The sequence below is a fragment of the Microbacterium sp. genome, assembly GCF_047971895.1.
Lineage (GTDB): Bacteria > Actinomycetota > Actinomycetes > Actinomycetales > Microbacteriaceae > Microbacterium.
Window position 1 is genome coordinate 21,722 of record NZ_JBKEAF010000122.1, and the last position, 14,781, is coordinate 36,502.

At 68.1% G+C, this 14,781-nt stretch carries 14 protein-coding genes and 1 tRNA gene; 5 read left to right on the forward strand and 10 right to left on the reverse strand.

Going from position 1 to position 14,781, the window contains the following annotated elements; all coding sequences use genetic code 11:
- Positions 1-21 precede the first annotated feature (21 nt).
- Complete coding sequence (gene def / locus ACK5IN_RS09765; RefSeq protein WP_416895996.1) at positions 22-588, reverse strand: peptide deformylase; 567 nt, start codon at positions 586-588, stop codon at positions 22-24.
- A gap of 42 nt (positions 589-630) precedes the next feature.
- Between def and ACK5IN_RS09770 the strand changes: the two genes are divergently transcribed.
- On the forward strand, positions 631-1,698 hold the full coding sequence (locus ACK5IN_RS09770) for a DMT family transporter (RefSeq protein ID WP_416895997.1): 1,068 nt from the start codon (positions 631-633) through the stop codon (positions 1,696-1,698).
- 19 nt (positions 1,699-1,717) lie between these two features.
- Here the strand turns inward: ACK5IN_RS09770 and ACK5IN_RS09775 are convergent, their stop codons facing one another.
- Positions 1,718-3,712, reverse strand: a complete 1,995-nt coding sequence (locus tag ACK5IN_RS09775) for a DUF262 domain-containing protein (RefSeq protein WP_416895998.1) — start codon at positions 3,710-3,712, stop codon at positions 1,718-1,720.
- A gap of 144 nt (positions 3,713-3,856) precedes the next feature.
- Between ACK5IN_RS09775 and ACK5IN_RS09780 the strand changes: the two genes are divergently transcribed.
- Entirely contained in the window at positions 3,857-4,633 is a 777-nt protein-coding gene (locus ACK5IN_RS09780) for a hypothetical protein (protein WP_416895999.1), read from the forward strand.
- A 64-nt stretch (positions 4,634-4,697) separates the two neighbouring features.
- Here the strand turns inward: ACK5IN_RS09780 and ACK5IN_RS09785 are convergent.
- Positions 4,698-4,771 (reverse strand) — tRNA-Ile (locus ACK5IN_RS09785).
- A gap of 177 nt (positions 4,772-4,948) precedes the next feature.
- On the opposite strand from ACK5IN_RS09785, the gene ACK5IN_RS09790 reads away from it, so the two are divergent.
- Positions 4,949-5,452: a DUF3145 domain-containing protein gene (locus ACK5IN_RS09790; protein ID WP_416896000.1), complete on the forward strand. Its 504-nt coding sequence runs from the start codon at positions 4,949-4,951 to the stop codon at positions 5,450-5,452.
- A 101-nt stretch (positions 5,453-5,553) separates the two neighbouring features.
- On the opposite strand, the gene ACK5IN_RS09795 is transcribed toward ACK5IN_RS09790, so the two are convergent.
- The 6 genes from ACK5IN_RS09795 to aceE all read right to left on the reverse strand — a co-directional run bounded on the left by ACK5IN_RS09795 (position 5,554) and on the right by aceE (position 13,139).
- Entirely contained in the window at positions 5,554-6,792 is a 1,239-nt protein-coding gene (locus tag ACK5IN_RS09795; protein WP_416896001.1) for a beta-ketoacyl-[acyl-carrier-protein] synthase family protein, read from the reverse strand.
- A gap of 89 nt (positions 6,793-6,881) precedes the next feature.
- A complete protein-coding gene (locus ACK5IN_RS09800) occupies positions 6,882-7,130 on the reverse strand; it encodes an acyl carrier protein (RefSeq protein ID WP_416896002.1) in 249 nt (82 codons plus the stop codon).
- Between the two features lie 73 nt (positions 7,131-7,203).
- Entirely contained in the window at positions 7,204-8,205 is a 1,002-nt protein-coding gene (locus tag ACK5IN_RS09805) for a beta-ketoacyl-ACP synthase III (protein WP_416896003.1), read from the reverse strand.
- Positions 8,202-9,125 carry an ACP S-malonyltransferase gene (locus ACK5IN_RS09810; protein WP_416896004.1) on the reverse strand — a complete coding sequence of 308 codons (924 nt, stop codon included), beginning with the start codon at positions 9,123-9,125 and terminating at the stop codon, positions 8,202-8,204. The genes ACK5IN_RS09805 and ACK5IN_RS09810 overlap by 4 nt, the downstream gene beginning before the upstream one ends.
- A 64-nt stretch (positions 9,126-9,189) precedes the next feature.
- Positions 9,190-10,383, reverse strand: coding sequence for a PucR family transcriptional regulator (locus ACK5IN_RS09815; protein WP_416896005.1), 1,194 nt, complete (start codon positions 10,381-10,383; stop codon positions 9,190-9,192).
- 26 nt (positions 10,384-10,409) lie between these two features.
- Complete coding sequence (gene aceE, locus ACK5IN_RS09820) at positions 10,410-13,139, reverse strand: pyruvate dehydrogenase (acetyl-transferring), homodimeric type (RefSeq protein WP_416896006.1); 2,730 nt, start codon at positions 13,137-13,139, stop codon at positions 10,410-10,412.
- 152 nt (positions 13,140-13,291) lie between these two features.
- On the opposite strand from aceE, the gene ACK5IN_RS09825 reads away from it, so the two are divergent.
- Positions 13,292-13,750, forward strand: a complete 459-nt coding sequence (locus ACK5IN_RS09825; RefSeq protein WP_416896007.1) for a peroxiredoxin — start codon at positions 13,292-13,294, stop codon at positions 13,748-13,750.
- Positions 13,751-13,930: 180 nt separating this feature from the next.
- On the opposite strand, the gene ACK5IN_RS09830 is transcribed toward ACK5IN_RS09825, so the two are convergent.
- A complete protein-coding gene (locus ACK5IN_RS09830; RefSeq protein ID WP_416896008.1) occupies positions 13,931-14,206 on the reverse strand; it encodes a hypothetical protein in 276 nt (91 codons plus the stop codon).
- Between the two features lie 379 nt (positions 14,207-14,585).
- On the opposite strand from ACK5IN_RS09830, the gene ACK5IN_RS09835 reads away from it, so the two are divergent.
- The coding region (locus ACK5IN_RS09835) for a hypothetical protein (protein WP_416896009.1) at positions 14,586-14,781 on the forward strand (196 nt) is incomplete at its 3' end.

A 14,781-nucleotide genomic window follows, 5' to 3' on the forward strand; every position in this document is an offset into this window, starting at 1 on the left:
GCCAGTGTGCGGGCGGTCGGCTCACGCGTCGATGTCGTCGGCCCCCGGCATCCAGCTCTGGCCGGGCCTGCCCCAACCGCGCTTGCGCGCGATCTTCTGCACCGTCTTCGTGTCGCGCTCCGACAGGCGATCGAGGTACAGCACGCCGTCGAGGTGATCGAACTCGTGCTGCAGGATGCGCGCCCGCCATCCGTCGACCTCGATCCGTACCGGGGCGCCGTCAAGGTCGGTGCCGGTCAGCAGGGCACGTTCGGCTCGGCGCAGCGGGAAGCGCTCGCCGGGGAACGACAGGCAGCCCTCCGACTCCTCGCCCTCATCGGGCGCTCCGGGCTCGGTGGGCGAGATCCACAGCGCCGGGTTGAGCACGACGCCACGCCACGGCTCACCGTCGTCGTCGGTGTACGCGTACGTGAAGATGCGCAGTGGAATCCCGATCTGCGGGGCCGCGAGTCCCACACCGGGTGCGGCATCCATCGTCTCGAACATGTCTGCCACGAGGGTGCGGATCTCGTCGGTCACTTCGTCGACGGATGCCGCGGGGGCATGCAAGACAGGATCACCCATGATGCGAATCGGTCGAACGGCCACGTCCTGAGCCTACTGGCCGTGCGCGGCCGGTAGTGTCGAGTCGTGCTGTGGACGGCTGCCGATCTCGACGACGTCACGAACGTGCTGCTCGGCGTGTTCGGCGATCCGCGCATCCTCATCGGCATCCCGCTGGCCCTGCTCGGCGCGGTCTTCATGTCGTTCGGCGCGCAGTACCAGCACCGCGGGGTGCTCAAAGTCGAACGCATCACCGGGACGTCGGGCGGCGGGGGACTCAAGGTCGCGCAGGTCTGGCAGCTGTTGCGCCGTCCGTCGTGGGTCGTCGGCACCCTCATGCTGCTGCTGGCGATCGTATGCCAACTGGCGGCGCTCACATTCGCGCCGCTCATCGTCGTGCAGCCGCTGGGCGCCATCGCACTGGTCATCACCACGCTGCTGAACGCGCGTATCAGCGGGCATCGCCCCACGCGCCGGTCGGTGCGCGCCATCCTCGAATGCGTGGGCGGCATCTTCCTGTTCGTGATCCTCGCGGCGCTGTTCGCCACCGAGGAGCCGATCAGCGACCGGCAGCTGATCACCGTGCTGGTCATCCTGGTCGTCGTGGCGCTGCTGCTCACCGCTGCGTGGCTGTGGCTGCGGCACCGCATGACCGCGCTGTTCTACATCGTGGCGGCCGGCGTCATGTACGGTTTCGTCGCGACACTGGCGAAGATCGTGATCAGCCGCGTGCAGTCCGGCGATCTCGACTGGCTCACCGTGACGTGCGTCGTGCTGCTGCTGCTCGCCGCCGGTGTCGGCGCCTACTTCGTGCAGACGGCCTACGCGTCGGGGCCGCCCGACCTCGTTATCGCCGGGCTCACCGTCATCGACCCGATCGTCGCGATCCTCATCGGCCTGCTCGTGCTCGGTGAGGCGTCGCAAGCCCCGTGGTGGGTGTTCATCTGCTTCGCCATCGCCGGCGCGATCGCGGTCTACGGGGTGTTCGAGCTGGCCCGGCACCATCCGCAGGTGATCAGCGACAGTCAGGAGCTGCCGATCGAGCGCGGCAGCAGCGGTGACGCCCATCCCAAGACCGGCTCGATCCGCATCACCGAGGCGGTCTCGAAGGTCTGGCCCGATCCGCCCGTGCGCGACCCCGACGCACGCGGATGACGGATGCCGGCTGCGCCGGTCACATCGCAGCGCCGATGTAGGAGTACTTGACGAAGACCTCCGATGCCAGACCGGTCTCATCCAGCACGCCCTGCACAGCCGTCAGCATGTACGTCGAGTCCCACCCCATGAACAGGAAGCTCTCTTCATCGAGCGCGTCCCAATGGCCGTTCCACGAGCGGGCGGGGAAGATCGGCCCTCCTCGGCGTGCGCTGAAGGCCAGCGCCTCAGCGCCGTGGTCTGCCCACAGCCGGGTGAAGACGCGGTGGAAGAGGTGCTTGACGTCGTGCACCTCCCAGTGCTCGCCGCGAAACTCCACGTAGTCGAACTCTCGCTCCCACCCGCGCGGCCACCCGCGGCGGCGCTTGGCATCGAGGATCGGGGTGAGTCCGTCGTCGTCGATGAGCGTAGTCAGCGGCCGGCGCCACACCTGAAGGAACCGCTCCGTGAGGCGAGTGGTGCGCGCAGAGATGGCCGCCGTGCCCCACGCCGGCTCGGCGGCGAGCGCGTCGTTGAGCGCGATCGCACTGCGCGCGTACGCATCGGTGCGTTTGACGGGGAACGACTCGCCGAACACGCGCTCGGACAGGGGCTGTTCGAGCAGCGTCAGGTTGCCGAGCGACTGAGCGAGGGCGCGATGGCTGTTCTGCTCGTCCTCGCTGTAGTCGGCCCACGGCCTGAGGCCGTCGCCGCTCCATGTGTCGGACGGCGCGAGCGGGACGATGTGTTCGACCTCGAGGCCCGCGAGGGAGTCGACCTCTGCCAGTCGGCCGAGCACGTACGCGGCGTGCGGCAGATCGGTGAACCGCAGTGCCACACGGATGCGCTCGTCCGAGGGGGTGATGCGCGAGATGGCCTGCACGAAGGCGTCCGGGCTCTGCTGCCAGGCCCGGCACAGCCGCGCGACGAGCCGGTCGCTGGGGATGCCCACCACGGCGCGCCGCAGCAGCAGCGCCTGCACGTACTCGATCGTGGTCAGCAGCTCTGCGCGGTCGAGCTCGCCGTGGATGTGGTCGTGGTACGCGCGCATCACGAGCGGATACATCGCGCGACCGAAGGTGTTGAGATACGCCAGTTGGCGCCCGATCTCGGCGTCGGGTGCCTCGGAGGGGAGCCGGAGCGTGCGGTAGACGGTGGAGTACTCGCGCCACTGCGCCGCGTGCACCGCCAGCGACGCGGCATCCACTCGGGGGAACCGCTGACGGAACGCGCCGTACACCTCGTGCTCGTCCGCGGCCGACACCTCCCGGCCGGTCGACATCACCAGATAGTGCCGCCAGAACGAGCCGATCGCGTCACCGGTGTTGTGCTCGATGACCGCCCAGTACTCGTCTTCGATGCGCGTCTGCTCGGCGTGTCCGAGACCCATGAGCACGTAGTTGTGGATCAGTTCATGGTCGCGCAGCGGTTCACCCGTAGAGTTCAGGCTCTCGAAGATCTGCTGCGCGTGCGCACCGGGGCCCAGGGTGATCGACACGTGCTCGAGCTTCTGCAGTCCGGCCCAGATCGCCGGCGCCTCGTCGGGTGAGACCTGGCTGCGGAAGAACGCGTAGTTGTCGTCGAACCGCGAGTTGCGCGGCATCCCGTCGGTGCGATCCAGCACGACGTCCTCGAAGACCTGCGCCCAGGCCCGGTGCGGGCGCAGCTTCGTGCGCGCCGGGTCGGCGGTGCGCACGAGCACCCGCTCGAGATCGGCGGCGAGCGCCGGGTCGCTGGTGCTGAGCGTGTGATGGAGTGCGGCCACCAGCAGCATGATGGTGGTGATGCGCTGCTGGCCGTCGATGAGCACCAGCTCACCGTCGTCGCCCTGTGACGACAGCACCGACCCGATAAAGTGCATGTGGCGGTCATCCGCATCGGCGACGGCCCGCACGTCGGCGAGCAGCTGCTCGCAGCCCCCGATGTCCCACCGGTACTGACGCTGGTACACGGGCACGACGATGTTCGTCTGCGGTGCCGACAGCCACCCGATCGTGCTGACCGCCGTCGCATCGATGTTCGTCGCCGTGCCCATCTGATCCTGCTCCCGAATGTGCGAAGTCCCGCTGTGTGAGACGCCTCATCCAGCCTAAGCGGCTGCGAAAGAGTGCGGAGGTAGGCTTGCCTAAGTCGGGCCTGTAAAAACGTGCTGGCCCCTCTACGAAAGGTCAATATCGACATGGGTTACATCAAGAGCGCCGCGCTCGAGGAGACCGGATACGTCGTCCTCGACTCGTACGACCAGGAGCTCGATCCGAAGGAGTGGCTCGACATCGAGTATGTCGACTGGAAGTCCTCCGGCGACACCCGGTTCGCGCCACTGGCGTCGGCACACGGCGAGATCGAGTGCAACGGGTTCTGGAACTCCATCCCGCCGCGCACCGACAAGGATGGCGTGTGGATCGAGTCGCAGGTCGCGAAGGCCCCGAACCTCACGCGGCGCGCGCAGGAGCCGGGCGCCAACATCGGTCGCTGCCGCGTGATCGAACTGCAGCCGAACACGTACGGCGAGTGCCTCTACAACCTGCACCAGGACGACAACAACCGCCTCAACCCGGACGGCACCGGCTGGGTCGTGCGCGGGTTCTTCAACCTGTCCGACGACAAGGACAGCTTCTTCGTGCTGCGCGAGAACCGCACCGACCCGCAGGGCGAGGTGCGCATCGCGCTGCCCGCTGGCGCGCAGCTGATCATCGACACCCAGCGCCTGTGGCATGCCGCGACGCACGTGGGCTCCGAGCCGCGCTACAACCTGATCACCTCGTGGACCTCTGGGCCCGAGCTGGACGCGCACATCGAGAAGTACCACGGCCGAAACCGGGTCGACAGCGTCGAGGTCTCGCAGGAGATTCTCGATGCCGGGTACGCAGAGCAGGCCCGACGGGATGCCGCACGCGCGGCGTACTACGCCGCCAAGGGCCAGGCCGAGGTCGCCCAGGCGATGAGCGAGGCCTGAACGGCCGACGCCGTCCCGCGACGCAGAGCCCCGGTCAGCTGGCCGGGGCTCTCCGCGTACACGGTGCCCCGAGCGGGGCTTGAACCCGCGACCGACGGATTATGAGTCCGCTGCTCTGACCGGCTGAGCTATCGGGGCTCGAGCCGCGTTCCATCCTAGATGAGCGGGGCCCTCACCCTCGCGCCACACCGAATCACATACTTGTGATTTGCGGCCGGCGTGGGCGATAATGAGCGCACAACCGAACACAATGCTCGCACCGAGCTTCGCATCAGGTCGTAGGGGAAGACGCACCTGAAGGAAACGGAGAAGCGGATGGCGACACCACAGGCGCGTGGAGTGATCTTCATTCACTCCGCGCCACGCGCGTTGTGCCCCCACCTCGAGTGGGCGATCGGTCGCACGCTCGGGCGGCCCGTCAACTTCGACTGGTCGGACCAGCCGGTGCTCTCGGGCGCCCGCCGCGCGGAGTTCTACTGGGAGGGCCCGGCCGGCAGCGGCGCCCAACTGACCACCGCAATCCGGGGGTGGGAGCACCTTCGCTTCGAGGTCACCGAAGACCCCACACCACGCAGCGACGGCGGACGCTGGCTGCACACGCCCGACCTCGGGATCCACTACGCACAGACCGACACCGCCGGGAACGTCGTCATCGGCGAAGACCGCGTCCGGTACGCGATGGAGGTCGCCACCGGCGACGCCTTCGAGCTGCAGCGCGAGCTCGCCGTCGCACTCGGCAGCGCGTGGGATGCCGAACTCGAACCGTTCCGCCACGCGAGCGACGATGTGTCCGTCGTCTGGCTCCACAAGGTGGGGTGAGCGCGGGACGTCAGGCGAGGCGAGGCGCGATTACCGGATGCTGGTGAAGACTCCCGGTGCTGGGAAAGCGAATCGCCGCCGCCCGTGTCCCGCCAATTCGTTCAGACCGAACGGAACGCCACGACGGCGTTGTGCCCGCCGAAGCCGAACGAGTTGCTGATCGCCAGCTGATCCCCGCTGCTCAGCTCCTGCGTACTTCCGGAGAGCAGGAACGGCACCTCGGGATCCTGCTCGGTGATGTTGATCGTCGGCGGGGCGAGCCGTTCGCGCAGGGCGAGCACGGTGAACATGCCCTCCAGGGCACCCGTGCCGCCGAGGAGGTGTCCGGTGGAGGCCTTGGTCGCCGAGGTTGGGATGTCGCGGATGCGGTCACCGAACACCGACAGCAGTGCCTGGTACTCGTTCGGGTCGCCCACCGGTGTCGAGGTGGCGTGCGCGTTGACGTGAGTGACCTCGTCGGGCGAGGCATCCGCCATCTCCAGCGCCATGCGCACGGCGAGGGCGGCGCCGTGGCCCTCGGGGTCGTTCGCGGTGATGTGGTACGAATCGGCGGTCACCCCGCCGCCGACGACGGATGCGTAGATTTTGGCGCCGCGGGCACGCGCGTGCTCTTCGGACTCCAGGACGAGCACGGCAGCGCCCTCGCCCATGACGAACCCGTCGCGATCGATGCTGCCGGGCCGTGAGGCGGTCTCGGGGGAGTCGTTGCGTTTGGACAGCGCCTGCATCGACGCGAACGCCGCGAGCGTGATCGGATGCACGGCCGACTCTGTGCCGCCGGCGATCACCACGTCGGCGTAGCCGGCGCGGATGTGCTCGAGCGCGTTGATGATCGACTCCGTGCTCGACGCGCACGCGCTGGCGACCGTGCGCGCGTAGGCACGGGCGCCGAAGTGCAGCGACAGATTTCCCGCCGCCGCGTTCGGCATGAGCATCGGCACCGTCATCGGCATGACGCGGCGCGGCCCCTTCTCCCTGAGCGTGTCCCAGGCGTCCAGCAGGGTCCACACGCCCCCGATGCCTGTCGCGAAGTCGACACCGAGTCGTTCCGGCTCGACGTCCGGGGCGCCGGCATCCTCCCACGCCTCCTTCGCCGCCACGAGAGCGAGCTGCGAGGCGGGATCGAGGCGCTTGGCGACGGGGCGGTCCAGCACGGTGTCCGGGCGCACGAGCGCCTCAGCAGCGAAGGTGACGGGCAGCTGGTTCTGCTCGACCCAGTCGTACTCCAGAGTCGCGGCGCCGGAGGCGCCGGCGAGCAGTGCGGACCAGCTCTCGGGAGCCGTCCCGCCGATCGGGGAACTGGCGCCGATGCCGGTGACGACGATGCGTGCGGTGCTCATGGGGTGATTCCTCTATCCGGGAAGGGAGGTGTGTCGGCGGCGGGGCACAGCCGCGGGCGGGCACGTTTCGGTGCCCGCCCGCGATCGACTCACGCCTGGTTCGAGGTGATGTACGCGACGGCGTCACCGACGCTCTTGAGGTTCTTGACCTCGTCGTCGGGGATCGTCACGCCGAACTTCTCCTCGGCGTTGACGACGATCGTCATCATCGAGATCGAGTCGATGTCGAGGTCGTCGGTGAACGACTTCTCGAGGGCGACCTCGTCTGCGGCGATGCCGGTCTCGTCGGTGATCAGCTCGGCGAGCCCGGCGAGGACCTCGTCGTTGGTGAATGCCATTGTGTCTCCCTGTTCGTTGTTGATGTGGAGTAGTGGGTCGGCCAAAGCCGCTGTTCAGTCTAGAGTCGCGGTCTCACGGCAGCACGACGACCTGCGCACCGAACACGAGACCGGCGCCGAAGCCGATCTGCAGGGCGAGCCCGCCGCTGAGCTCGGGGTGCTCCTCGAGGAGTCGGTGCGTGGCCAGCGGGATGGATGCGGCCGACGTGTTGCCCGTCGTCTCGATGTCGCGTCCGATGAGCACCGTGTCGGGCAGCTTCAGCTGCTTAGCGAGCTCGTCGATGATGCGCATGTTCGCCTGGTGAGGGATGAAGGCGGACAGGTCGGATGCGTCGATGCCCGCGGACTCGAGTGCCTGGCGTGCGACCTTGGCCATCTCCCAGACCGCCCACCGGAAGACGGTCGGTCCCTCCTGGCGCAGCGTCGGCCACGGCGCCTCGCCGTCGCGGAACTGGGTCAGAGTGTGGTTCATGCCGACCGCGTCGGCCTTGGAGCCGTCCGACCCCCAGACCGTGGGGCCGATGCCCGGGGTGTCGCTGGGCCCGATGACGACGGCGCCGGCGCCGTCGCCGAGCAGGAAGGAGATGCTGCGGTCGGTGGGGTCGACGATGTCGCTGAGCTTCTCGGCCCCGACGACGACGGCGTAGTGCGCGGCGCCGGCCCGGATCAGCGCATCGGCCTGAGCGACCGCGTAGGCGAACCCTGCGCACGCCGCGTTGACGTCGTATGAGGGGGCGGGGTTCGCACCGATCCGATCGGCCACGATCGCCGACACCGACGGCGTCTGCTTGGGGTTGCTGATCGTGGCGACGATCACGGCGTCGATGTCGGCCGGGGCGACGCCGGACCGCGCGATCGCCTCGGCGGCCGCATTGGCCGAGAGATCGACGGCGGTGGTGTCGTGGTCCGCGCGCGTGCGGGTGACGATGCCGGTGCGCTGGCGGATCCACTCGTCGCTCGAGTCGATCGGGCCTACCAGATCGTCATTCGGCACGGCATTCTCGCCGCGAGCCGCGCCGTACGCGTAGATGCGTGTGTACGCCGCTCCGGTGGACGGAGTCAAGGTGACCGTCATGCGTGACCTCCCGTGATCAGCGCGACGGCCTTCTGCAGGTCGTCGGGCGTCTTGACGGCTACCGTCGGCACGCCCTTCAGCGCCCGCTTGGCGAGCCCCACCAGGGTGCCGGCCGGTGCCAGCTCGACGATCCCCGTCACCGCGTGGGCGGCGAACGACTCCATGCACAGATCCCAGCGCACCGGGGAGGCGACCTGCCCGACGAGGAGGTCGATGGCCTCGCGCCCGGTGGTCACGACCGAGCCGTCGTGGTTCGTCCACAGCGTCAGCTGCGGATCGGCGACGTCCACGTCGGCCGCGGCATGCGTGAGCTTGTCGACGGCGGAGTGCATGTACACCGTGTGGAAGGCGCCGGCGACCGGCAGCGGGATGACACGGGCACCGGCGGGCGGGTGCTTCTGCAGGCGATCGAGCTGCCCGAGCCCGCCGGCGGCGACGATCTGGCCGGCGCCGTTGCGGTTGGCCGCGGTCAGCGCGAGGTCGTCGATGCACGCGATGACCTCGGCCTCGACACCACCGACGATCGCGCTCATGCCGGTCATCTCGAAAGCGGCGGCATGCGCCATGGCGCGGCCACGCACCCCGACCAGACGCATCGCCGCGTCGTCGGTGAGCACGCCGGCCGCGGGCAGCGCGGCGAGTTCGCCCACCGAATGGCCGGCGACACCGCCGATCGCGCCCTTCGGGACGAGGTCGGTGAGGGCATGCCAGGTCGTGAGACTCGCCGCTACGATGAGCGGCTGCGCGATACTCGTGTCGCGGATCAGCGCGGCATCCGAATGCACGCCGTGCTCGATGACATCCACACCCGCGGCATCCGAGTACTTCTCCAGGCGCTCGCGCATCCCGTCGAGCTCGAGCCAGGGTGCGAGGAAGCCGGGTGTTTGAGAGCCCTGTCCCGGGCAGACGACGACGATCACTTTTCCATCCTGCCAATCATGAGATACCCCTCACTGGTAGAACCCAGCACAAGAATCCGCGGAATCATTGTGGATTTCGCTGCGCACGTCGACGGATGTCGGCTTGGCCGATCGACCCGAGGATGAGCGCGGTCTGCAGAATCAGTGCCTCGCGCGGACCCGTGGCATCCCATCCGATCACGTCAGAGACCCGCTTCAGCCGGTAGCGCACCGTGTTCGGGTGCACGAACAGCTCACGGGCCGTCGCCTCCAGCGACCGGCCGTTGTCGAGGTAGCTCCACAGGGTGGCCACGAGGTCGGGGCTGTGTGCGTGCAGCGGGCGATAGATGCGCTCCACGAGCGTCTGGCGGGCCAGCGGGTCGCCGGCGAGTGCGCGCTCGGGCAGAAGATCATCTGCTTCCACCGGGCGCGGGGCATTGCGCCACCCGCGGGCCACGGCGAACCCGGCCAGCGCTGCGCGTGCGCTCTGGCTGGCATCCACCAGCGCGCTCATCGTCGGCCCGAGCACGAGATAGCCGGGTCCGAAACCCGGCTCCAGCTGGTGGGCGATGTCGGTGAACGGCAATCCTTCGACGAGCTCGTCGGCGGGCGTGCCGAGCGGGCTCGCCCGGCCGATCACGACCACGAGGCGGGAGCCCTGCACGCCGATGAGCACGTCGACGTCGAGCTTGCGGGCCCGACGGCGCAGCTGATCGACGTCGAACTGCGGGGGAGTGGTCCCCACCAGCACGCACACCTCACCGTGGCCGTGCCAGCCCAGCGCCGCGATCCGGCTGGGCAGCTCCTCGTCGGTCTCACCCGTGAGGATCGAGTCGACCACGAGCGCCTCCAGGCGCGCATCCCACAGCCCGCGAGCCTCGGCAGCCCGGGCGTACACGTCGGCGGCGGCGAAGGCGACCTCGCGGGAGTACAGCAGGATCGCCTCGCGCAGCGGCGCGCCTTTTCCCGCGACGCGCTCCTCGGTGACCTCGACGCTCACGCGGATCAGCTGCAGCGTCTGCTGCAGGCTCACGCTGCGCAGCAGCTCCCGGGGGGCCACCGCGAAGATGTCGGAGGCGATCCAGGGGGTGGAGGTGGGGTCGTCGTACCACTGGATGAACGACGTGATCCCTGCCTGCGCCACCAGACCGACGGCGGACCGCCGGGCGGGAGGCATCTCGGCATACCACGGCAGCGACTCCTCGAGCCGGCGCAGTGTGGCCGTGGCCAGATCGCCGGAGATGCGCCGCAGCCAGGCGAGCGTCTGCTCCCTGTCCATGGGCGCCTTCTTCGACATAGGCGGTGTCAGCTCTCGCCGCCTGCGTTCCCGGTGGTGCCCGCGTTCACGTCGAATAGCCGGTACTTCTCGATCGCCTGCGCCGCCAGCCCGCGGTCGACCGCGTCGTCCTGCGCAAGCGCCTGCAGCGTGCGCACGACGATCGAGGGCCCGTCGATCTTGAAGAACCTGCGCGCGGCCGCCCGGGTGTCTGAGAAGCCGAAGCCGTCGGCGCCGAGCGTGGCGAAGCGGTTCGGCACCCAGGGGCGGATCTGATCCTGCACCGCGTGCATGAAGTCGCTCACCGCCACGACCGGGCCGGTCGCATCCTTCAGCTTCTCGGTGACGTAGGCGGTACGCGGCTCCTCCTCGGGGTGGAGGAAGTTGTGCTCGTCGGCGGCGAGGCCGTCGCGGCGCAGCTCCGCCCACGAGGTGACCGACCAGACATCCGCCTGCACGCCCCAGTCGTCGCGCAGCAGCTGCTGCGCCTCGAGAGCCCACGGCACACCGACGCCGGAGGCGAGCAGCTGGGCGCGAGGACCCTCACCGTCGGCCGTGGCCACGCGGTGGATGCCGCGGACGATACCGTCGACATCCACACCGTCGGGCTCGACCGGCTGCACCAGCGGCTCGTTGTACACCGTGAGGTAGTACATGACGTTCGGGTCCGGATGGCTGCCGCCGTACATCCTGTCCAGACCGGAGCGCACGATGTGTGCGATCTCGTAGCCGTAGGCGGGGTCGTACGACACCGTCGCCGGGTTGGTCGAGGCGAGCAGCGGGGAGTGGCCGTCGGCGTGCTGCAGGCCCTCGCCGGTCAGCGTCGTACGACCCGCCGTGGCCCCGATCACGAAGCCGCGCGTCATCTGGTCGCCGGCTGCCCACTGCGCGTCGCCGGTGCGCTGGAAGCCGAACATCGAGTAGAACACGTAGACCGGGACGAGCGGCTCGCCGTGCGTCGAGTACGCCGTGCCGGCGGCGGTGAAGGCGGCGACGGCTCCGGCCTCGTTGATGCCGACGTGCACGATCTGACCCTGCGGGCTCTCTTTGTAGGCCAGCAGCAGCTCGCGGTCGACCGACGTGTAGTTCTGCCCGTGCGGGTTGTAGATCTTCGCGGTGGGGAAGAACGCGTCGATGCCGAAGGTGCGGGCTTCGTCGGGGATGATCGGCACGATGCGGTGCCCGAAGTCCTTGACCCGCAGCAGGTCCTTGAGCAGGCGCACGAACGCCATCGTGGTGGCGATCTCCTGGGTGCCCGAGCCCTTCTTCATCTGCGCGTATGCGCTGTCGTCCGGCAGCGTCAGCGGGATGTGCGTCGTGCGACGCTCCGGGAGGAACCCGCCCAGGGTCTTGCGCCGCTCGAGCATGTACTGGATCGTCTCGTCCTGCATGCCGGGGTTGTAGTACGGCGGCAGATACGGATTCTCCTCGAGCTGCGCGTCGGTGATCGGAACCCGCATCCCGTCACGGAACTGCTTGAGGTCGTCGAGAGTCATCTTCTTCATCTGATGGGTGGCGTTGCGCCCCGCGAAGTGGTGACCCAGTCCGTACCCCTTGATCGTCTTGGCGAGGATCACCGTGGGCTGGCCCTTGTGCTCGACAGCGGCCTTGTAGGCGGCGTAGACCTTGGCGTAGTCGTGCCCGCCGCGGCGTAGATCGCCCCAGATCGCATCGTCCGACCAGTCCTTGACCATCTCGAGCGTCCGCTCATCTTTCCCGAAGAAGTGCTCGCGGATGAATGCGCCGTTCTCGGCGCGGTACGTCTGGTAGTCACCGTCGGGGGTGCTGTTCATGACACGGACGAGCGCGCCGTCGACATCCTGCTCGAGCAATCCGTCCCAGCCCCGGCCCCAGATGACCTTGATGACGTTCCAGCCGGCACCCCGGAAGAAGCTCTCCAGCTCCTGGATGATCTTGCCGTTGCCGCGCACCGGTCCGTCGAGACGCTGCAGGTTGCAGTTGATGACGAACGTCAGGTTGTCGAGCCCCTCGTTGGCGGCCACCTGCAGCTGGCCGCGGCTCTCGACCTCGTCCATCTCGCCGTCGCCGAGGAAGGCCCACACGTGCGAATCTGAGAGGTCCTTGATCCCGCGCTGGGTCAGGTACTTGTTCGCCTGCGCCTGATAGATCGCATTGATCGGCCCCAGCCCCATCGAGACCGTCGGGAACTGCCAGTACTCCGGCATGAGACGAGGGTGCGGGTACGACGGGATGCCGTCGGGTGCCTTGGACTTCTCCTGCCGGAAGCCGTCCAGCTGCGACTCGGACAGGCGCCCTTCGAGGAACGAACGTGCGTAGATTCCGGGGGAGGCGTGGCCCTGGATGAAGATCTGATCCCCGCCGCCGGCGTGGTCGAGCCCGCGGAAGAAGTGGTTGAACCCGACCTCGTACAGCGAGGCCGACGACGCGTACGTCGAGATGTGCCCGCCGACCCCGATGCCCGGGCGCTGTGCGCGGTGCACGGTGATCGCCGCGTTCCAGCGGATCCAGCGGCGGTACCGTCGCTCGAGCTCTTCGTCACCCGGGAACGCGGGCTCGTTCTCGGGAGCGATCGTGTTGATGTAGTCGGTGGTCGGCACCTGCGGCACGTTCAGCTGCAGTTCGCGTGACTTCTGAAGCAGGCTCAGCATGATCTCGCGGCCGCGCCCGGGGCCTTTGGCCTCGACGAGCTGGTCCAACGACTGCTGCCACTCACCGGTTTCTTCGGGGTCGCTGTCGAGGGGGCCCTGGGAGTACGGATCCTGGTCGTGGACAGTCACGGAAGGCCTTTCGTCGGTTGGCAGGTCGTGCCAGATCAATCGAGCGCGGGGAGGACGTCGTTTGTCGAGGTGCGACAACGCGTTCCGTGATCAGCCTAGTCACGTTCCACCACTGCCGAGCTGGAGCGGCGCCCGGATGGGAGGATGACGGCATGACAGTTCAGACCGGGGATCAAGCCCCTGACTTCACCCTGCCCATCGCCGGCGGCGGCACGCTCACACTCAGTGATGCGTGGCGCGATTCGCCCGTCGTGCTCGTCTTCTTCCCGCTCGCGTTCTCCGGTCGCTGCCAGGCAGAGCTGTGCGAGATCCGTGACAACCTCGCGCTGTTCGAGGCCGCATCGGTGCGGGTCATCGGCGTGTCGGTCGACAGCCACTTCAGTCTTCGCGCGTGGGCAGCCGAGCAGGGGTACGGGTTCGATCTCGCCTCCGACTTCTGGCCGCATGGCGAGGTCGCCGGCGCCTACGGCGTGTTCCTGCACGAGAAGGGCTTCGCCGACCGCGCGAGCTTCCTCATCGACCAGCACGGCGTCGTGCGCTGGAGCGTGGTGACCGATCCGGGCACGTCACGCGCGCTCGATGCGTACCGCGATGCCCTCGCGACTCTGTGACGGTGGGTGCTCCCAAGCAAGGTCGAGTCCCATGTCGTGGTGTCACTTCGGCTGCTCCTGGTGAGGGGTATCGTCAGGCGGTGAGGTAGAGCTCGGGGTGGGCGGGTTCGGTGTGCTCGTGCAGGGTGTGGACGAGTTTGCGTATGGAGATCGTGATCTCGGCAAGCCCGTGGGCGTGCATCATCCCGAGCCGCTTGCTGGTGATTCAGCCGCGCCTCGGACGGCTGGCCATCGTTGAGCTCGCTCGTGATCCGGGGGCACCGTACGCGCGATCACCGCCCTGAGCAGGTCCTGCAGCACACGGATCGTCGCCGCCAGCGCCTGGTCCTCCGCCGCGTGTGCTGCCCGACCCGGCGCGGATGTCAGCCATGCGTAGAACGACGTCGCGATCTCGATCGCTTCGCATACCCGCTTCACGCTCCACGTGTCCTTGTGATCCTCAACGAAGCGGTTCACCAGTTCGTCTCCCCGGTGAGAGACTCCGCCGCCTGACGGAGGGTGTCGCGCTCCTCAGCAAGCTTCCGAGCCTCGACCCTGGAGCGACACGCCCGCGGTTGTTCCTCCATCTCTGATACGCTTGCGTCTTCCGACTCAACGTCGGATCAGCGTGCCCAAGCACAAGGGTCGAGCCCACAGTTTCTGGTGGAGCAATATGCCCGGAAGTCGACGGGCGCTGGGACATTTCAGGGGGAGGTAGAACGTGGAGTTTAGAGGATTTCGGTCGCCGTCCGGTCGCGGGCCGTGGGCGAGTGAGGCATCTTCTGGGGGTGCTGTTGTGGAGACAAGACCGAGCAGTTCGTCTTGGGGTTACAGGGCGCTGGCCGCGCTGCTGGCGATGCTTCTCGTGGTGACAGGTCTAGCCGCCACGACGTCGGCTGCTCACGCGGATACGAATACGCCGGGCATCGATATTGATCTGATATATCCAGACGGGCAGGTCATCGGCGACGGCGCCGAAGTTCCCGAGGGCGCTGACATTCTTCTGAGAGTGCAGTACGACGCAACCAAGCCGATCGATGGCAAGACGATCG

Bases quoted from the DNA above. Each gene is read 5' to 3' on its own strand.
- ACK5IN_RS09775 (WP_416895998.1), bottom strand. From the start codon at position 3,712: ATGGGCACGGCGACGAACATCGATGCGACGGCGGTCAGCACGATCGGG.
- ACK5IN_RS09780 (WP_416895999.1), top strand. From the start codon at position 3,857: ATGGGTTACATCAAGAGCGCCGCGCTCGAGGAGACCGGATACGTCGTC.
- ACK5IN_RS09790 (WP_416896000.1), top strand. From the start codon at position 4,949: ATGGCGACACCACAGGCGCGTGGAGTGATCTTCATTCACTCCGCGCCA.
- ACK5IN_RS09795 (WP_416896001.1), bottom strand. From the start codon at position 6,792: ATGAGCACCGCACGCATCGTCGTCACCGGCATCGGCGCCAGTTCCCCG.
- ACK5IN_RS09800 (WP_416896002.1), bottom strand. From the start codon at position 7,130: ATGGCATTCACCAACGACGAGGTCCTCGCCGGGCTCGCCGAGCTGATC.
- ACK5IN_RS09805 (WP_416896003.1), bottom strand. From the start codon at position 8,205: ATGACGGTCACCTTGACTCCGTCCACCGGAGCGGCGTACACACGCATC.
- ACK5IN_RS09815 (WP_416896005.1), bottom strand. From the start codon at position 10,383: ATGGACAGGGAGCAGACGCTCGCCTGGCTGCGGCGCATCTCCGGCGAT.
- ACK5IN_RS09825 (WP_416896007.1), top strand. From the start codon at position 13,292: ATGACAGTTCAGACCGGGGATCAAGCCCCTGACTTCACCCTGCCCATC.